This window comes from Fibrobacter sp. UBA3718 (assembly GCF_002371935.1).
GTDB lineage: Bacteria > Fibrobacterota > Fibrobacteria > Fibrobacterales > Fibrobacteraceae > Fibrobacter.
Genome location: NZ_DFHR01000018.1, coordinates 111434 through 129814, shown reverse-complemented (window position 1 = coordinate 129814; position 18381 = coordinate 111434). Strand labels below are relative to the sequence as shown.

Sequence of the window (18381 nt, the reverse complement as noted above, 5' to 3'; positions counted from 1 at the left end):
ATTTGGGGATATGAAAAGACTATTTGCATGTGTGGTTATAGGCGCAGTGGCGCTTTTCTGGGGTTGCTCCGATACCGCGAGCGGCCCGGTCACCCCCCCGGACGATGGCGACATCTCCGAAATCGAATCCTCCGATTCTAGTTCCCCCAAGAGTTCCGCCGGCAGCACGTCCAGCGACAGTTCCAAGCCAGCTTCGTCCACCTCGAAGGACACCGTCACCATCGTACAGCACGTGAAGGACACCTCGGGGAACAACGAAGAACTCAGCTACTACAGCAGCGGCATCTTCTGCTGGACCGAAGGTTGCGAGAAGGACTTCATCTCCTCCTCTTCGGCCGAATCCAGTTCTAGCGACGAGATTATCATCGCGGCTTCGTCCGCATCCGTCGAACCGCCGACCGTGAACGGCAACACCATGGTCGACAACCGCGACGGCAAGAGCTACCAGCTCAAGAACGTGGGCGGCAAGCTGTGGATGGCCCAGGACCTCGCCTTCAAGAGCGGAAACAGCATGTGCTTCGACGACAACGATGCGATGTGCGAAAAGTACGGAAGACTCTACGCTTATGTCGCCGCCACGAAGGCCTGCCCTCCGGGCTGGAGACTCCCGAACCGAAACGAAGTGACGACACTCTTTGCCGATGACACCTACCCGTGGAGCTACAGCGGTCGCTGCAAGGACGGCAACTGCGACTTTACGGAAAAGATGGGCTTCCACTGGACCAGCGCCACCCCGCAGGACGGCGACAAGAACTTCGACTCGAACAAGGGTGACAGCTACGCGGTCATCATCGTGGAGAAGGAGCCTGAGTACGCCGGAGAAGGAGCCGATCAGAAGTTCTTCCAGGTCGACTCCAAGACCAAGTTCTTCAGCGTTCGCTGCGTGCAGGAATAATAAAGTCGGCGCAGTATTTCGCGACCTGTTCGCGGACGCTGTTGCCACGGACTTTTCCGAGCAAATCGACGATATCTTCAAGCGGAGCAGCCATAAAGGCCTCCGCGCTTTTGTATCTGGAGAGAATCTTCACGCGGGTCTCGTGCCCCACGCCTGGCATCTTGAGCCATTCCACTTCCAAATCCTTCTTGCGCTTGCTCCGCTGGTACGTGATGGCGAAGCGGTGCGCCTCGTCGCGGGCGTTCTGCAGGAGTTTCAAAGCGGGGCTCGTGCGGTGCAGCACGATGCTCTTGCGGTCGTCGGGGAACACGATTTCTTCGAGGCGCTTCGCAAGCCCGATGAGCGGCAGGTCCTTGTCGTGCCCGAGCTCCTTCAGAATCTGCATGGTGGCATCCACCTGGCCCTTGCCGCCGTCGCATACCCACAGGTCGGGCATGGGCGTACCTTCGTCTTCGAGCCTGCGGATGCGTCGCGTCATCACCTCGCGCATGCTCGCGAAGTCGTCCACACCCGTTACCGTCTTGATGATAAACTTGCGGTAGTTGCTCTTGTCGGGCTTGCCGTTCTTGAAGGCGACGAGACTTGCCACCGTGTTCGTGCCCGAGAGGTGCGAAATGTCCACGCACTCGATACGGAAGGGGGTCTTCTTGAGGCCCAGCACCTTCTGCAGTTCAAAGACACTCTGGTCGATTTCGCTGTATTTTTGCACCTCGGCGCGCATCTCCACCAGAATCATGTCGGCATTCGCGCCCGCAAGCTTCAAGAACCCGAGTTTCTCGCCACGTTGCGGGTTCGTGATTGCCACCTTGTGGCCCGCCTTCTCGGTCAGGGCCTGCGCGAGCGGTTCCGTATCCGGCGAGTCTCCGGCAATGCCGCCCTCGTCGCCCACCCCGAGGGGAACGTCGGTCGCGATTTCGCCCGGGATAAACTCCACGTCCATGTACCACTGCAGGAGCATCTGCCGGAAAATCTCGGTCTCGTCCTCTTCCAGTTTGCATTCCAGGCGGTAGTGGCGGCGCCCGCAGAGCACGCCGTTCCTGTACTCGAAAATCACTGCGGCCGCCATCGTGCCGTTCCGGCGCAGGCTCAGCACGTCCATGCACAGGCGCGCATCCGTCACGTCCGTCTTCTGGTGCACGCCCGTAGCCTTCAGGGCCTGGATGGCGTCGCGCTTCTTCATCGCGGCCTCGAAATCCAGCCGGTCGCTCGCCTCCTGCATTTCCCGTTCCCACTGGGCAATCAGGTCGTCGCGCTTCCCGTTCAACAGCATCTGCGTCTGGAGAACCGCCTGGTGGTATTCCTCCTGCGTCACGAGCCCCGCGCACGGGGCGCCACACCGCCCTATATGGTAGTTGAGGCAGGGCCTCGCGGGTTTTGCGAGCGGCAACTTCAGCTTGCACTCGCGTATCTTGAACAGGCGGGCGGCAATGTCCTGCAGCTGGCCTATCATGCGGGAATTCATGTAGGGCCCGTAGTACTGGCAGCCGTCCTTACGCACCGCGCGGGAAAGGAACAGCCTCGGAAACGGTTCGTTCACCGAGAACGCGAGGTAGGGGAAATGCTTGTCGTCCTTCAAGAGCACGTTGTACTTGGGCGTGTGCTTGCGGATGAGGTTCGCCTCCAGGATTAGCGCCTCGGACTCGCTCTCGGTAATAATCCACTCGATATCGCGTATATAGGGCAGCATGAGAGTGGCCGCCCGGTGACCTGCGTGGTCGCTCCCGTCAAAGTAGCTCCGCACGCGGTTCTTGAGCACCTTCGCCTTGCCGATGTAGATAATCTTCCCCTGGGCGTTACGCATGATGTAGACGCCCGGCAACGCGGGGAGTTCGGCAAGCCTGCGCTCGATATGTTCGCTAACGGGAATCACTGACCTACAAGGTAAAATTTATTTCCCGGACCCGCACTAGCCGCAACGATATTTTTTCTCTTTTTTTTGTTACATTTGCGCAATTTTTTTATATATCTTTTTTTATGGAAACTGTTCCATCGATTTTTTCACGGAGTCAAAATGAACCTAGAAAACATCAATCTCCTCTCGCAAAAGGTTGACGGGGTCCTCGCGACCGTCCGCAACCTCCGCCAAGAGGTCGCCTCCCTGAAAGGGGCCCTGGACGGGGCACGAGCCGAACTCCAGGACAAGAACATCCTGCTGGAAAACGCGAACGCCGAACTGGCGGACTGCAAGGCTGCCCTTGAAGCCCGAGCCAACCAGGCCGCCGCACAGGACGACGCCATCAACCAGAAGCAGGGCGCCATCGACGACCTCAACCGCAGCCTCGAGGACATGAACGCGAAAGTCCTCGAACTGCAGAACCTGGTGAACCAGGGCAACGAGAACCTGGAAAACGCGAAGAACGAGATTTCGAGGCTCAACGGAGAAATCGCCTCGCGCGACGAGCAGGCGGGACAGTTACAGGAACAGGAAAACCAGTTGCGGATAGACCTTGCCGCGTCGAAAGCGAACGAGTCCATCCTGAACGGGAAAATCGAGGAACTGAACAAGGCCATCGCCGATAAGGACGCCGCCATCGAAGCGCTCAATGCCGAAAAGGCGGGGCTCAACGAGACCATCCAGGCCCAGGGTGACGAAATCCTGCAGGCACAGGAACGCTTCAAGCAGATGGTTTCGACCATCGAGACCGAACTCGGCACCGAGATTCCGGTGCGGGTAGCCTTCTCCGAAGACGCCGAAGCAGCCGCCGAGGAAGGCGCCGGGGCGGAAAGCGCAGAGAGCCCGGCCGAAGCCGTCACAGAACAGCCCGCCGACAATGCGGCCGCTGAAGAAGAGGAACCCATCGAAATCCACCCCGCCAATGAGAAGGAACCGGACCTTTTCGCGAGCAATGGAGGCTCGCAATCCGGTTTTTTCGGCTAAGGTGGCTGATGGATGACGATCCATTCGGCGTAGGAATGAAATAATGGCAGAATTGAATCTACACAGGCCCGTCAGCGTGACTGTCGCCAAGGAACGGCTGCAGATCAAGACTGACCTTCCCGACGGGGACATCAAGGAAATCGTCGACTTCATCGACGAGCGCTATGCCAGCTACGATCGGTTCAAGCTAGAAGCGGGCAAGAAGATGGCGCTGCTCGCCCTGGAACTCGGACAGCAACTTTTCGAGATGCGGAAACTGCTGCACCAGGTCAAGGTGGAACGCGACGAGCTCAACAACAGCATCAAGGAAATGGCGGCCCTACTCGACGAAGGGCTCGACCGCCCCGAGAAAGCTGACGACTGGATGTAGGCGGCCATTTGCCTATTTTTACAATACTCTGACAGACAAAATACAAATTAAGCGCTTTTTTCGCTTGATTTTATGCCCCCATAAAGGTATATTTGGGATATAAGGCATCGCACGGATTAACGCCCGATCTAACAAGATATAATCAGCTCGTGGCTCTTGGTGTCCAGTTTAGGCGCGCTTCGACGTGAAAAACGAAACAACAAGGCACTGCTATCTTTTCAGAATAGTAGCTTCGAGTGTTCCACCGTGACGGATGCCTTTTTTTGTACCCTGAACTTGCCCAAGGTCATGCCTTCGGCTTCTGGCAGGCGCGGATAATCATGAGCTGCGCCGGGACGTAGAACCACCAGATGAAGTTCTTCGAAATTGCGGAAACCGTCTGCAACGCACCGTGGTCTTCGCCCGAAAGCAGCGAGAGGCCAACGAGGACATCGCCCACGAAGAACGCGACCATGCCCCAGCGGATGCACCTTGCGTTCTTCGCAGGGAAGTAACCCTTGCGCGGGGCGAGGATGCCCACCACCATCGACATGGTAAGGATCACGCCATAGACGGCGACAGTTACGATCGTCACGTTTTCGAGCGTAAGTTCAAGCACTCCCCCGCCGAAAATGCCCGACGCGGCCCCCAGCAACCCACAAAGGAACAGGTGGCCCGAGGGCCTGCTAGTGTCGGAATCGGATTTTCGCGAATGCCTGTAGATAAGCAACATCTGGAAGACCATGAAGAGCGCGATACCGAGGACGTCGCTGAGGTCGTGCTCGGAAGGCACGACAAGCTTGATGACACTGAAGCTCGTGTCGGCAAGGAAGGAGAAGACGAACGCTATCCGGAGCAGCCTGCCGTCGCGTTGCGAAAAGGCGTCGCGCGACACGACGAACGCGAGAACCGTAAGCAGCAGCGACATCGAGAACTTGGTAATGAACTGCAGCGTTCCCGCATCGGCAAGGCACTGGCCAACGGCGCCGCAGGTGTAGAAATCATACCAGTCCTTGCCCGTAGTGACGACAAGAAACACGGCCATCAAAGCAAGAATCACCCTTTGCGCAACGCTCTCCAAAAACATGCGCAAAAGAATAGCAAAAAAACTACGGACCGGTTTTTACTGTATCTGGACGCGGTAGATTTGCACGCCCTGCCTCACGACATACACGCCGGGAAGCCGAATCCGCTTCAGCGACGTGCCGAGGAAGCGTCCCTGCATGTCAAATACCTGGACAGGCTCGTTCGCATTGAGCTTGCTTGCGTCCAGTTCACCGGCAAGACCGCGCAGGCCTATCGCCACCGAAGTGTCCGTGACGCCGGTGTCGTTCACGCTCGTATCCGGTTCCACGAAGGGGTGCGCCGGATCGTCTACGATGACCTTGAAGGTCACGGAGCCTTCGCAGCCCGAGGCGTTCGTGTGGACCGCCTTGTAGTAGCCGCTCATGGTGCCGTCCATCTTGCCGATGTGGATTTCACGGTTCGTGGAGGTAAAGCCCTTCGGGCCGCTCCACACCCAGCGTCCGCCTTCCCACGGATGCGGGCCAATCGAGAGCGAATCGCCCTTGGAAAGCGAAATCTCGGTCGCGGTGGACCAACCCTCGTTATTGTTGATTTTCGAATACGGGATGATGGAATCCGGCTTGCATGCGCCACCTTCGGCGCCTTCGATCACCATCGTGGTAATCGTGTTGGACTTCGCGGTCATCGAAAGCGCCTTGCCCGAAACCACGATATCGGATTGCTTGGTGAGGCTGCCCGGCAGTTCGAACCGCACCACCTTCGCGCTCGTGCCAATCTTCACGAATTCACCCAGGTCGAATTCATACTTCACGTCGCTTGAGCCGCTGTTACGCACGATAAGCACCAGCGCTCCCTCGGGCGTGAGTGCCGCGAGCGTGTTGCCGTTGTCGCTATCGATAATGCGCGAACCCGGACGAATGTAACGGCTGAATGCGGCATGCATATAGTAACGCGCATTCGGGCTGAAAGTCTGCTTGCTGTGGTTTAGCGCGAGGCTACGCCAGTTCTCGGCCGGATCGCCAATCTGCCAATCCACCCAGGCGCTTGCCTTCATGTCGCGCAGGTCTGCCAAAATCACGCCCGCCATCCAGAGCGCAATGTTCTCGTCGCCGCTCTTGTGAAGCGGTCCCGTTTCGGACTGCCACACCTTCTTGTCTTTCGCGAACGCCGCGTTGAAAAGTTTGGCGCGGTTGTCGCCGCCGGAATAGCTGTGCGTGTTCACCTGGAACATGTAAGAAAGCGCTTCGGAACTGTACTTGTTGAACTGGTTCAGGGCATCGCCGATGTTCGTCTCGTCGGCGGCACTCACCGAAGTCTCGGGGAAAAGTCCCTTCTTCTGGAGCGCCTTGCCGAGTTCCACAATCATCTTCGTCTGGTTGTTCTTGAAGCCGCAACCTTCCTGCCCGCCGTTAGATTTCCACCAGCCAGCACTCGGCTCGTTGAACGGTTCCACCGTGCGGAACGTGATTCCCCATTCCTTCTTGAAATGCAGCGCCACTTCGGAGAGGTAGTCCGCGAAGTCGTCGAAATAGTCTTCCTTGAGGTTGTCGCTACCGTCGCTACTGCCCGAGACGCAGCCGCTCTTCGTCATCCACCACGGGGGCGAATTGCTGAACGCCTCGAAAATCGGGTCCTTTACGCGTTTTGAAAGTTCAATCGCAATCGTGCGCTGGTAAGGGTCCGCCGTCCAGTCGAAATCGCCCTTTTCGGTAGGCTTGTAGCCGGGAACGTTCGCGCCACCGTCGCCCTTCGTTAGGTGATTATGGCCTGGCTGGTCGCCGCCGCCAATATTGTAGCGGAAAATCGTATAGCCCAGACCCGTATCGGGGTCGGCAATCGCTCCCAGAAGCTTGCTGCGGTTCGCCTCGCTCCAGGCGCCCGCCTTTACGGCCCACCAGCAGAGGCTCGTGCCCCAGCCCTCGAAAACCTGATACTTTTTGCCAGGGTCGACAACGACCTTAGTCTGTGCATGTGCGGGAGATACAAAACCCGCAAGTCCTGCGGCAAACGCCGTTGCCAGAACCGCGCCGGATACTCCAAAATTCCTTTTTTTCATAAACCAATCCCTTTCTTACGCCATGTTATTTTACATGGCCTAATTATAAATATACCCTAACAACTGGGGATTGTCAAATGTGGACTTTTGGGGGCCTATTTCGGGCCTATTTAAGGTCTAATAGTTCAGGGCGATATAGGCCGTACCGGAACCGAAACGGCGCTTGAACGACTCGAATTCATCCCACAGGGCGTCCCATGCCACGCCGAGTTCCAGCTGCAGCGCCGAATTGCGGAAGAGGACGATACCGGCTTCGAGTCCGCCAGCCAGGCCCAAGGCGACGACTTCGTCAAAATTCTCGTAGTGGAAGTCCAGCTGTCCTCCGATGCCGAAGCCGCCCCCGAAGAACGGAGAAACGGCTCCTGTGCTCGTGTAGTAGCGGGCGCCGATAAGGAACACGTCGTGAAGTTCCCAGCCCTTGCCGACGACAAAGTTCGTGTTGTTCACCATGGTGATGGCCGCATGCGCGGAGACCTCGAAAATCCTTGCGTAGTGGAAAGCGAAGGTAGCGTTCCAGGAGCGTTCCTCGTCCCTGTCCTTGCCGTCCTTTATATCCTTGGGATTTGCGAAGTAGTCGTAGTTATGCCATATCGCGGCACCCACGCCGAAACTGTTGTAGTTGCGTGTCGGGCGTTTTTCGCCGACAGGTTCCTCGGTTTTCGCAGCAGGGGCTTCCTCGACCTCGACAGTGACGACAGAAGTGTTCACGGGGAGCGGTTCCTTTTTCGGCGCGGTGGCAGAATCTGCGGCAGGCTGCGGAGCAGGTGCCGCCGCGACCGATTCAGGCGCGGGTTCGGCCGGGGCTTCGGGCTTCTTTTCGCCCAGCGCCGAAAGTACCGCCTGCTCGATTGCCGCGTCGAGGGCATCGACGCTCGCCGCCTTCTGCTTTCCCGAACCGACAACCACGCCCGCCTTGGCCTGCTCGCATACGACGATATAGGAGGAACCCATCGTCATGATATTCGTGCGGAGCTGAATCTCGGTGCTGTCTTCCACCGGAGTGTTTCCGGACTGGCTCACTGCTGCACGCACGAGCGAGTTCACGATCTGGGGAGCATCGGGAGAGAAATCGGCTCCGGATGGGGCAACAACTTGAACATCGGCAGCGAAGGCTGCCGCGGCCATCGAAACGACGAAAGCGAGAGTCTTTTTCATATCCATAAAATACAAACAAAAAAAGCAATAGTGGAGCATCACTTGTCCGATAATCTTCAAAAAAAGGTATTTTTTAGCCATGGATTTTAAAAGGAGCATCCAAGACTGTTGCAAGCGGGAGCGCATTTCGCAAGAAATGTTCTGCCAGCGTCTCGGGTGTACCATGAGCGAACTGCGGTATGCCGGAAACTGGTCGCGAATCGCGCACGGAGCCTGGGTAGCCTTCGGAGCAAAGCTCGAAGGCTACGAGCCGCGTTCCGCCCGCGAGGAGAGGGCCTGGGCCGAACAGCTGCTCCCCTGGATACGCAGGTTCCCCGTGAAGGCCCTCCAGAAACGCGGGCTCCTCCCGCACGGAACGTGCGGGGCAGGCTCCGTGCGCGACGTACTCCGGTTCATGGGAGTCGGCGGACGCGAAGGCTTCGACAAGACTTACACCTTTACGCTCGACAGCGTGGCGCCCCAGGTCTACGCCGCATGGATCCGCATCGGCGAAACGCTCGCATCCGCAGATGCCGCCAAGTCCAAATCGACATTCGCGGTCGACAAGGACCTCCTCGCCCGCAACCTGAAAACGCTCACGCGCAATTCGGGAGGCGGCCTGCGTTCCGCGATCGCAAAAGCACTGCGCGACAGCGGCATCGGATACATCGAGGTGGATCCATTCATCGCCGCGCCATACCCCACCTGCGCTAGCTTCTGGATCGGAGATGCCCCCTTTATCCAGGCTTCCACATCGAGGATAAACGATTCTGTGTTGCTCGAAAGCATATGCCGTACCGCATGGCATATCGCTGCACACCCGCGCAGGCGTTCCTCCTTCCTTGTCGCCCCATGCAACGCCCCAGCATCCCCGACGCAAAATACCCAGGACGCCGAAGCACAGAAGTTTGCAGGCGACCTGCTGCTTCCCGAAGCCGACGAATGCAGGCTCATCTGCTGCGGCCGTTTCGAGGAAGACCGCTGCATCCGCTATTTCTCCCGTACGCTCCGCGTGCGCCCCGGAATCCTCGTGGAACGCCTGCAGCAGCAGGGGAAGCTTCCGCATCGCACTCTCCTGAACGATTTCAAGGTTGCCGTATAGGCAAAGATTTCTATGAACAAAGCCGCCATCATCGTCGCCGTTTCCATGCTCCTGAGCCGCGTGCTCGGAATCTTCCGCGAAATGCTCCTTGCGCACGCCGCGGGCGTCTCGCTCGAGAAGAACGCGCTCGACCTCGCCTTCATGATTCCCGATATCCTCAACCATGTGGTGAGTACTGGGTTCCTTTCCATCATCTTCATCCCGATCTTCACGGGCTACAAGGTCGCGGGCGACGAGAAGGGCGGATGGAAATTTTTCAGCAACGTGCTGAACACCTTCGGCCTCGTGCTCCTGATCCTCGTGGTTCCTGCATTCATCTGGATGAAGGAACTCCTGCAGCTCCTGACCGTCGAGGGCGCCACCCCGGAACTCATCGAGCGCGCCACCTACTACGGCCGCATCATCCTGCCGGGCCAGATGTTCATCTTCGTGGGCAGCATCCTTGTCGCCGTACAGCACACGCGCAAGCAGTTCCTGATCCCATCGCTCACCGGCCTCATCTACAACGTGGCGATTGTCGGGGGCGGCGCCGCGGGCATCGCGCTCACCAGGTACACCGGAACAGACTACGGCCTCGAAGGGTTCGCCTGGGGCGTCCCGGTCGGAGCGTTCATCGGGTTCTTCGCACTCCAGATTTTCGGCGCAAAGCGCGGAGGCGTGCACTACGACCTCATCATCCAGCCGACACACCCGGATATCGTGCGCTACTTCAAGATGATGTTGCCGATGTCACTGGGCGTGGGCTCCATGTTCGGGCTCGAATTCATCATCCGTAGCTTCGGCGCGAACTTCGGCACGGGAGGCATCTCGAGCCTCAACTACGCCTACCGCGTCATGTACACGCTGGTGGCGGTATTCGGGTTCTCCGTATCCGTCACGAGCTACCCCGACATGGCGCGCCTCGTCAAGGAAGGCGATTTCGGGCAGCTCAACCGCAAAATCTGGAAGAGCCTCTCGCGCATGTTCTGCATTCTCATCCCGGCAGTGGTTGCCGTGTGGGCGCTCAGCTTCCCTGCGGTGCGCATCCTCTTCGAGCGTGGTGCCTTCCAGCGCGAAACTACCGAAGCCATTTCCGAAATCCTCCGCTGGTACCTGCCCGTGAGCCTCGGGCTCTGCCTCCAGGCGGTGCTCGTCCGCAGTTTCTACGCCTGCGAGCGCATGTGGGTGCCGACGCTGCTCAACACCGGCATCTTCGCGGCAACCATCCCCGCCTATATTCTGCTCGGCGCTCCCGAAGCGGGGCTCGGCATCAAGAGCGTCCCCATCGTCGGCGCCACGGGAGCAATCCTCCAGGTCATCTCGATGATTTTCATGTGGGCCAAGAAAAACGGGACCGACGGCATGAAGGACGCCCTCCTCAACATGCTCCGCGCGCTTGTCGCCTTCGGTATCATGATCTGTGCCGCCGTGGGCCTCGACCGCGTGTCGGGAGAGTTTGTCCGCAATACAAGTCTCGTGGTGCTCGTCATCTATGCCTGTGCGGCGGGCCTTGCGCTCTTCACGCTCACGCTCATCGTGCAGCGCTACCTCGGCAGCAAGGACGCGAAGGACATCCTGAACGAGCTCCTAGGCAAGGTACTCCGCAAGCTGCACCTCGCAAAGTAGCGCTTTGTCGCCCAAATAACGCCATTTGTACGGGAGACGTCTACCGTCTTTCCAAAAAATGATTATTTTAGTAAGTGAAAGGTCGAACAACCATCCAACACCTATAGGTAGATATGTCCGCAAGAGTCACCAGCAGCGACAAGATTGAAGATTTGTTCCCGGAAACCCCCGTCCGGAAGATTATAACTCCGATAGAACGCCTGATGAAGGTGGAAACGACCGGCGGCATCGTCCTTATCATCATGACGCTAGCGGCCCTCCTCTGGGCCAACCTGAGTCCCGAAACATACCATCACTTTTGGCACATGCCGTTCGCGCTCACGATAGGCAGCTGGGTCGGTTCCGCCGACCTGCACTGGCTCATCAACGACGCGATGATGACGGTATTCTTCTTCAATATCGGCCTCGAAGTCAAGGGCGAAATGACCTACGGCGAACTCCGGAACCCCAAGGCGGCGAGCCTGCCCGTGATAGCAGCCGCCGGCGGCATGCTTTTCCCTGCACTCATATACCTGCTCCTTTGCCCGCATGGCGACAACAGCGCCACACACGGATGGGGCGTCCCGACGGCGACCGATATCGCATTCGTGGTGGGCTGCATGGCCATTCTCGGCAAGAAGGTGCCGCATGCGCTCCGCGTGATGATCCTGACCCTCGCCATTGCCGACGACATCGGCGCGATTCTCGTTATTGCGATTGGCTACCCGAGCGGAGACGGCATCAACTTCATCGCCCTCGGTACCGGCTTTGCCCTGCTCGTGCTTATCAACGTGCTGTTCCGCATCGGGGTCCGCAACCTGCTCCTGCACGGCCTGATAGGGATTTCTGTCTGGGCGTTCTTCGTGAAGAGCGGCGTGCACCCGACTATCGCGGGCGTGCTGCTCGGGCTCTCGGTTCCGGCGAAGCCTGTGCTCGCGAAGGGCAAGCTCGCCCACTTTGCGGGTAGCGTCGGCGGTGCGCTTTCGGGCGAGGTCAAGGACCGCAACGAACAGTACGAGGTGTTTACGCTCTTGAAGCGCGGCGCACGCGAGAGCATCTCGATGCAGGAACGCTTCTTCAAGCCACTCGTGCCGTGGGTGAACTTCTTCATCATGCCGCTGTTCGCGCTCAGCAACGCGGGTGTCGAAATCAAGCTCGGCGGCGTGGAAGTCCCCGTGATGGGTGCGGTCGCGCTTGCGCTTATCCTCGGCAAACCCATCGGCATATTCCTCTTCAGCCTGCTCGCCGTGAAGATTGGCGTGTCGGTGAAACCCAGCTACAGCTGGAAGATCCTTTGGGGCGGCGGCATGCTCGCGGGCATCGGCTTTACCATGGCGCTATTTGTCGCGAACCTCGCCTTCGACGTGGGCGACCGCCAGGATTCCGCGAAACTCGGCATCTTGCTCGGAAGCTTCTGCGCGGCAATCCTCGGTACGATATACATGAACATCGTGTCAAAGCCGCATAACGAAACCGAAGAGGCGAAGAGCGAAGCGGCCTAGGTCCGCCGAAAGAATGCCCCATTTCGTCTACATGCTCCGCTGCGCAGGAAACCGCATCTACACGGGCTACGCCGTCGATGTCGAGGCGCGGTTCGAGCAGCACAAGTCCGGCAAGGGCGCGAAATTCACGAAGGCCTTCCCGCCAGAATGCATATTGCGCAAGTTCGAACTCGAAAGCCACGGCATGGCCCTGCGCCTGGAAGCGCGCATCAAGAAGCTGCCGCGGCCGCAAAAGGAACTTCTCGCAGCGGGCGACCCAGAACTTGCAAAGAAGCTGCTCGAAGAACTAGCTGACAATTAAATCCACGACCAGGAATACGGCCATGATGACGCTCGCGACACTCACGAAGCGGCGAACAAACGCGTTTCCCTTCTTCCTCTGCGTAAAGCTCCCGAGGTAGCCGCCGAGCCAGGCACCTGCCGCCATCACGATGGCAATGGGCCAGTCAATCTTCCCCATGACTCCGAGTGCCACGGTGCTTACGAGCAGGAACACGTTGGTAAGCGAGTTCTTGAGCGCGTTCACGTGGACGGCGTCCATTCCGGTGTAGCGCGTGAGCCCGAAAATCTGCACGAACCCCACACCCACCTGCACGATGCATCCGTAAACCGCTATGCCGAAGAATCCGAGCGCGCCTTTCCAGGTGAGCTTTTCGGGAGGCGTCGCGGGAGGCTTGCCGAGGATGTCCTTGCGGAGGTTGCTCATGACCACCACGACGCAGATGACGACCGCGAGAATCGCCTGGAACATCTTGTCACCGATGCGCACGAGGAAGCATGCGCCCACGAGAGCGCCCAGGAAGGTGGGAACCGCAAGCTGCATGAAGATTTTCTTGTTCAGGTAGCCGTGCTTCATCAGGTTGAACGCGCTGCTGAAGTTCCCGATGATAAGCCCGATGCGGTTCGTGCCGTTCGCGACGGTCGCGGGCATCCCGAGGAAAATCATGATGGGGAGGCTCAGCGTGGAACCGCCGCCCGCGATGCTGTTGATGAGGCTGACTACTGCCCCCAGCACAAAGAATGCGGGGTACTGCGCGTATTGCCACACTTCGGAATCTATCATTTCGCGAGTTCCTTCTCGAGGAAGCTCTTGTTGTCTACGACCTTCTGCTTCTGCGTGTATTCGGGGTATTCCGCGAGGCACTTGTCAAGCGGTCCGATGGCGTTCTGGAGCAACTTCTTTTTCTTTGCTGCGTCCTTCTGCTTCTGCGCCTTCGCGAAGATCTGCGATGTAGTTTTGCGTTGCGCGTTGCAGAACGTGTTGGCGAGTTCCTGGTACTTCTCGCCCGCCTTCTTGCGGAGGTTGCTCGCCTTGAGCTTGGTGAGGATATCCTTCGCTTCGGCGAACTTGCCTGCCTTTATGAGGGTGTCGGCCTTCGCGAGTGCCTGTGCGGGGTCATGCGATTCCCAGTACTTCGCAGCTTCGGAATCGGCGGACTGCATCATTTCCTTGACGTGGTCGGTGTATTCCTGGATGCGGAGCGCCTGTTCGAAGTCACCATAGCGCATGCGGAATTCTTCGATCTTCTTGAGCGCTTCGGCGAATTGCGCCTGGTCATCGGCCAGTGCCTTGATCTGCGCAAATTCCTTCTTCGCCTTCTCGAGCGTATTGGCGAATGCGTTCTGCTTCTGGATCTTGGCCCAGTTCACAAGGGAATCGCCCGGGGCGAGCGCAATCAGGCTGTCCGCAATTTCTGCCACCATGCTGTAGGCGGACTTCACGCGGTTCATGTTCTGGATGGTGAGCACCAGCGGCTCGAACGCCTTCGCCTTCTCGGCGCGCGTCTTGCCGAACTCGTTCAGCATGGAATCTGCCTGGGCTTCCCAGGTGTTCCAGAGCGGCTTGATGATGCGGAAGCGCTGCAGGTAGGCGCTGGCGGAATCGGTGAGGCCTGTCGCGTAGAGCGAATCGGCGTGTGCAAACACGCGGGCGGCGAGGGTCGGGAAGTCGGTATAGGGGTCGGGAGCCGCGGCAGCCGTCGCGGCCGGATTTTCACAGACAACGTTATTTATACCCACACTTCCGTCACCGCCGTTTGCGGCAGGGACCGAATCCGGAGTCGAGAGCCTGTAGCTGTCGAGCACGTCCGAAGTAAAATATGTCCGGCCTTCGTTTGTCGCGGAAGGTTCCGCCGTGGATTTCTTTGTCGCGGTTGCCGGTTGCATTTTCGCGTCCTGGGCCGTAGCCTGTTGCGCGGGCGCCGCCTGGCCCGGCGCGGCGGAGGATTCCGCCGGGGCGGCAGGCATTCCTGCCTGCTGCACGGAGGCATCCGTGGCGGGACAGGGGGCGTTCCCTGCGCAGGCGGCGAGCATGAATGTCGCGGCCGAGAGAATCACCTTGCTAAAAAACTTGTTGTTCATCTTGTTTCCCATTTCACATCACACGCTTCTGATTACTTATTCCGCCTCGATAGGCACGAAGGCACCTCCGTCCATCCCTTCCGGCAAATCCCAGTCGTCGTCCTTGGGCATTGCGGCAGCCTTCGGTTCGGCGGGTGCGGGAGTTGCAGCGGGCGCAGTGGCCGGAGCAGGCGCAGCCGGAACGGAAGCAGCGGCAGATGCAGCAGCCGGAGCAGGCGTCGAATCGGGTTTTGCAGCCGGAGCCACCGGGACCTGCGCCGCCTGCACCGCAGGAATCGAATCCAAGGTAGTATGCGCCGATTCGGAACCGACGGGTGCGTTCGCCTGCGCGTCCGCACTAGCCGACGATTCCACGACGGCAGCGGCCGCAGGCATCGGGAGGCTCGTCATGATTCCCATCTCGGCGATGGATTCGGCGGCCTGTTCCTGCACCTGCGGCGGAATGAATCCCGGAACCTCGAGCCACGGCAACGGCCTTCCCGCCGTCCCCGCTTCGGTCACGTAGAGGCCCGTCATCGGGTCGACCGTAATTTCGCCGCGCTCGTTCGCAAGCTGCAGCGGCACCTCGCCCGTCGCGAGAATCGAAATGTCGTAGAAGTCCACCATGTCGGGAATCTTGAGAATCTCGATTTCTTCCTTCGCGAAAGACGCCCACTGCGGAAGGCCGCCCGAGGCGCCCGCGATACGCGTCTTGCCCGACTTCAGCGGCTTGTTGTTGTCGAAGCCCACGTAGCTTCCGACGGCAATCACGGAATCGAGCGCGAAGCCCTCCTTCTCGTAGACGTACGTCGGGATGCCGCCCATGAATGCCACGTTCCTGTAGTCGTTGGTGGTACCGGTCTTGCCTACCACGGGGTAGCGCAGTTTCGTCTTCCCGTCGGCACTCACTACCGCGATGGAAGAATTCTGGCTTCTGGCCGTACCGTTCGTGAACACCGAACGCAGCATCGCGCCCATCTGCGAAGTGATGTTCTCGTCGAGCACGACCTTCGACTCCACCGTGTTCCTGAAGATGACGTGTCCGTTCCTGTCGCGGATTTCCTTGATGAAGCACGGTTCGTTCCATTCGCCGTCCTTGCACTTGTACACCTTTCCCGAAAGGATGGTCTGGTACGCCGTGCTGATTTCGCCGAGCGTAATCTCGTTCACGCCGAGCGGCATGCTGAACACCTTCTGCAGTTTCTGGTGGATACCGATTTCGTGCGCGAACCTCGCGTATTCTGCCATCGAGAGCGAACGGCGGAAGTCCGGCCAGTAGCGGATGTTGTCGGGCAGCAGGTAGTCGATTTCGGAATTCACCGGGTCGATCATGGCGGAAAGCCGCTTCATGTCGGCGAGCGTGAAGTTCCGGAACAGTTTCACGGAATCGAGCGGCGGGAGCTTTTCCGAGACGTCGGGGTCGAGCTCCTGCATCTCGCGGGCACGGAGTATCTCGGAGTAGTTCTTGTAGTTGTGCGCGATGAACGCCTTGATCTTCTCGTCCTTCTTCGCCTGCTTCATCGCCACGTCGTTGTAGGTGCCGTAGCGCAGGTTCCTCACGTCCATCGCCTTGTCGAACTTGTCCTCGCTCTCGTAGAGAGCCGCAAGCCTGTACTGCGCCTTCGTGAACTCGATTTCACGCTTCACGTCTTCCTTCATGGTGAGCCCGAACTTGTCGCGGAGCCTCGCGAAGTAAGCCTTCGAATCCTCGTCGGGGAGCTGCGCGTAGCCGTTCTCCGCGGCGACGGCGTCGAACTGTTCCTGGTTGAGCCTGTCGAGAAGGTGGTCCAGAAGCCAGATGCTCGCGATGTTCTCGGAGCGGGTCGCCGCCCACGCGATGCTCACCACGTCGCCCTTGTTCTTGTGGTCGGGGCGCGGGAAGTAGAACTGGTTCACGTACTGGAACACGTTGAAGTCGTTCTCGAGCGGGTTCATGTAGTTCCAGTTATACTTGAGCGCGAGCGCATACAGGATAGGCTTCCAGCTGCTGCCCAGCTGCCGTAGCGCCTTGAAACTGCGGTCGAAGTCCGTGTTGTGGAACCCGCCCTGGGATGCGAGCACCCTGCCGTTCTGGATGGCCACGAGGCCGCCCTGCAATACCGGTTCCGTCTCTATCTTGCAGGGCACGAACCCGTTCACCTTGTTCTCGTCCGCGACGCTCACCAGGAGAATCGCGCCCTTCTTCATCTGGTTGCCGAGTACGGCGGCCGGGTCCTTGCCCACCTGCTTGCCGAACTCCTTGAGCGATTCCTCGCCCACCTCGCCCTTGAGCTGCCCGAACCCGAGCCGCAGCGCCTTGAGCGAGCCGTTCTCGTTGTACAGCACCGTGTCGACCGCGCCGTAGAGGTAGTCGCCCTTGCGCGCGCTTACCGCCTTGTTCGCGAACTGCGCCTTCGGGAGCACGAACCCGCCGAGCTGCATCTGCAGGTTGCTGATGTTGTTCTGGAGGGCGCGCTTGGCCGCATCCTGGCTCTTCGCGTCGAGCGTCGTCACGATCTCGAGCTGCGCCTTGCGCCAGTCTCCGATGCCCTTTTCCTCGAACAGCTGCTGGTAATATTCGCCCGAAAGCTTCTCGTCGATGCGTTCGAGCGTCGTCGAGACGCTGAAGCGGAAGTTGCCGTGCTTGAAGTGCAGCGGTTCCGCGAGCGCGTCGTCCATCTGTTCCTGGTCGATATAGCTTTCCTCGACCATGCGGCCTAGCACGTAGCGGAGGCGTTCCTCGCCGCGCTTGATGGCCCTCTCGCGCCGCTCCTCCGTGCGCTGGATGAACGGGTCGTAGTTGAACGGTCCCTTCACGGAACCCGCGATGAACGCGCATTCCGCGAGCGTCAGGTCCTTGAGTTCCTTGTCGAAGAAATACTGTGCGGCGATCGCCACGCCCTTGCCCGTACCCGAGACGTGGAACTGGTTCAGGTAGAATTCGAGGATGTCTTCCTTGGAAAAGTGCCTCTCGAGCCTGAGCGCGTCGATGAGTTCTTTCCACTTGGCCTTGATGCTCCTCTCCTCGCGGCCGAGCACGTTCTTCGCCGTCTGCTGGGTGAGCGTGGAACCGCCCTGCCGCATGTGGCCGCTCTTGATGTTAGCGGCCATCGCGCGGAGGAACCCCTGCAGGCTGAACCCGTTGTGCGTCCAGTAGCCCGCGTCCTCGGCGGCCACGAGCGCGTTCACGATATCCTTCGGGATGTCGCCGTAGGGCACGTAGAGGCGGTGGTTCGCGTCGAAGAAGGCGCCGAGCAGGTTGTCGCCGTCGCGGTAGTACACGCGCGTCTCGCCCGAGAGCACCTGGAGGATGGTCTCGCGGTTGAACTGCTTGTCGGGGTCGCGGTCCGGGAGCACCTTGAACACCACGATGTAGGCGGGAATGCAGCAGATGAGCCCCACGAGGGCGAAAGCCGCCACGATCTTGAAAAACTTCACGAGCCTGGAACTCTTTTTCTTCTTTCTATCTTTTGCCATATGAGCCTTACAAATCGCCAAAAGGACCCTGCGGGTTGCGCAGAGCCTCTTTTTTTAGT

14 protein-coding genes are annotated in these 18381 nt (G+C 59.1%); 7 read left to right on the top strand and 7 right to left on the bottom strand.

The window, feature by feature from the left end; all coding sequences use genetic code 11:
- Positions 1-10: 10 nt before the first annotated feature.
- Positions 11-895, top strand: a complete 885-nt coding sequence (locus tag B4A77_RS07100; protein ID WP_290739535.1) for an FISUMP domain-containing protein — start codon at positions 11-13, stop codon at positions 893-895.
- On the opposite strand, the gene uvrC is transcribed toward B4A77_RS07100, so the two are convergent.
- The gene (gene uvrC, locus B4A77_RS07095; RefSeq protein WP_290739532.1) at positions 870-2765 is read right to left on the bottom strand and encodes an excinuclease ABC subunit UvrC; all 1896 of its coding nucleotides are present in this window, start codon (positions 2763-2765) and stop codon (positions 870-872) included. The two genes, B4A77_RS07100 and uvrC, sit on opposite strands and share 26 nt — an antisense overlap.
- 141 nt (positions 2766-2906) lie before the next feature.
- Here uvrC and B4A77_RS07090 point away from each other — a divergent pair, with 141 nt between their 5' ends.
- Both B4A77_RS07090 and B4A77_RS07085 read left to right on the top strand, forming a co-directional pair.
- Positions 2907-3773: a hypothetical protein gene (locus B4A77_RS07090; protein ID WP_173366932.1), complete on the top strand. Its 867-nt coding sequence runs from the start codon at positions 2907-2909 to the stop codon at positions 3771-3773.
- 43 nt (positions 3774-3816) lie between these two features.
- Entirely contained in the window at positions 3817-4143 is a 327-nt protein-coding gene (locus B4A77_RS07085) for a hypothetical protein (RefSeq protein WP_173366933.1), read from the top strand.
- 286 nt (positions 4144-4429) lie between these two features.
- Here B4A77_RS07085 and B4A77_RS07080 read toward each other — a convergent pair whose 3' ends face one another.
- The 3 genes from B4A77_RS07080 to B4A77_RS07070 form a co-directional block, all read right to left on the bottom strand.
- The gene (locus B4A77_RS07080; protein ID WP_290739529.1) at positions 4430-5167 is read right to left on the bottom strand and encodes a lysoplasmalogenase family protein; all 738 of its coding nucleotides are present in this window, start codon (positions 5165-5167) and stop codon (positions 4430-4432) included.
- A gap of 78 nt (positions 5168-5245) precedes the next feature.
- On the bottom strand, positions 5246-7204 hold the full coding sequence (locus tag B4A77_RS07075) for a glycoside hydrolase family 30 protein (RefSeq protein ID WP_290739526.1): 1959 nt from the start codon (positions 7202-7204) through the stop codon (positions 5246-5248).
- Between the two features lie 117 nt (positions 7205-7321).
- Positions 7322-8359 carry a hypothetical protein gene (locus B4A77_RS07070; protein ID WP_290739523.1) on the bottom strand — a complete coding sequence of 346 codons (1038 nt, stop codon included), beginning with the start codon at positions 8357-8359 and terminating at the stop codon, positions 7322-7324.
- Between the two features lie 79 nt (positions 8360-8438).
- Between B4A77_RS07070 and B4A77_RS07065 the strand changes: the two genes are divergently transcribed.
- From B4A77_RS07065 to B4A77_RS07050, 4 genes are all read left to right on the top strand, one after another.
- Entirely contained in the window at positions 8439-9440 is a 1002-nt protein-coding gene (locus B4A77_RS07065; protein ID WP_290739520.1) for a hypothetical protein, read from the top strand.
- Positions 9441-9452: 12 nt separating this feature from the next.
- Positions 9453-11045, top strand: a complete 1593-nt coding sequence (gene murJ / locus B4A77_RS07060; protein WP_290739517.1) for a murein biosynthesis integral membrane protein MurJ — start codon at positions 9453-9455, stop codon at positions 11043-11045.
- A gap of 113 nt (positions 11046-11158) precedes the next feature.
- Positions 11159-12526, top strand: coding sequence for a Na+/H+ antiporter NhaA (nhaA, locus tag B4A77_RS07055; protein ID WP_290739514.1), 1368 nt, complete (start codon positions 11159-11161; stop codon positions 12524-12526).
- Between the two features lie 13 nt (positions 12527-12539).
- A complete protein-coding gene (locus tag B4A77_RS07050; protein WP_173382453.1) occupies positions 12540-12827 on the top strand; it encodes a GIY-YIG nuclease family protein in 288 nt (95 codons plus the stop codon).
- On the opposite strand, the gene B4A77_RS07045 is transcribed toward B4A77_RS07050, so the two are convergent.
- From B4A77_RS07045 to B4A77_RS07035, 3 genes are read right to left on the bottom strand one after another with little or no spacing between them, the layout of a single operon-like run.
- Entirely contained in the window at positions 12813-13589 is a 777-nt protein-coding gene (locus B4A77_RS07045; protein ID WP_290736763.1) for a sulfite exporter TauE/SafE family protein, read from the bottom strand. The genes B4A77_RS07050 and B4A77_RS07045 overlap by 15 nt on opposite strands.
- The gene (locus B4A77_RS07040; protein WP_290739510.1) at positions 13586-14887 is read right to left on the bottom strand and encodes a hypothetical protein; all 1302 of its coding nucleotides are present in this window, start codon (positions 14885-14887) and stop codon (positions 13586-13588) included. Before B4A77_RS07040 ends, B4A77_RS07045 begins: the two co-directional genes overlap by 4 nt.
- A gap of 36 nt (positions 14888-14923) precedes the next feature.
- Positions 14924-18322, bottom strand: coding sequence for a transglycosylase domain-containing protein (locus B4A77_RS07035; RefSeq protein ID WP_290736770.1), 3399 nt, complete (start codon positions 18320-18322; stop codon positions 14924-14926).
- Between the last annotated feature and the right edge of the window lie 59 nt (positions 18323-18381).

Coding starts and splice junctions, on each gene's coding strand:
- B4A77_RS07050 (WP_173382453.1), top strand. CDS start 12,540: ATGCCCCATTTCGTCTACATGCTCCGCTGCGCAGGAAACCGCATCTAC.
- B4A77_RS07100 (WP_290739535.1), top strand. CDS start 11: ATGAAAAGACTATTTGCATGTGTGGTTATAGGCGCAGTGGCGCTTTTC.
- B4A77_RS07075 (WP_290739526.1), bottom strand. CDS start 7,204: ATGAAAAAAAGGAATTTTGGAGTATCCGGCGCGGTTCTGGCAACGGCG.
- B4A77_RS07045 (WP_290736763.1), bottom strand. CDS start 13,589: ATGATAGATTCCGAAGTGTGGCAATACGCGCAGTACCCCGCATTCTTT.
- B4A77_RS07085 (WP_173366933.1), top strand. CDS start 3,817: ATGGCAGAATTGAATCTACACAGGCCCGTCAGCGTGACTGTCGCCAAG.
- B4A77_RS07070 (WP_290739523.1), bottom strand. CDS start 8,359: ATGAAAAAGACTCTCGCTTTCGTCGTTTCGATGGCCGCGGCAGCCTTC.
- murJ (WP_290739517.1), top strand. CDS start 9,453: ATGAACAAAGCCGCCATCATCGTCGCCGTTTCCATGCTCCTGAGCCGC.
- B4A77_RS07065 (WP_290739520.1), top strand. CDS start 8,439: ATGGATTTTAAAAGGAGCATCCAAGACTGTTGCAAGCGGGAGCGCATT.
- B4A77_RS07090 (WP_173366932.1), top strand. CDS start 2,907: ATGAACCTAGAAAACATCAATCTCCTCTCGCAAAAGGTTGACGGGGTC.
- B4A77_RS07040 (WP_290739510.1), bottom strand. CDS start 14,887: ATGAACAACAAGTTTTTTAGCAAGGTGATTCTCTCGGCCGCGACATTC.
- B4A77_RS07035 (WP_290736770.1), bottom strand. CDS start 18,322: ATGGCAAAAGATAGAAAGAAGAAAAAGAGTTCCAGGCTCGTGAAGTTT.
- nhaA (WP_290739514.1), top strand. CDS start 11,159: ATGTCCGCAAGAGTCACCAGCAGCGACAAGATTGAAGATTTGTTCCCG.
- B4A77_RS07080 (WP_290739529.1), bottom strand. CDS start 5,167: ATGGCCGTGTTTCTTGTCGTCACTACGGGCAAGGACTGGTATGATTTC.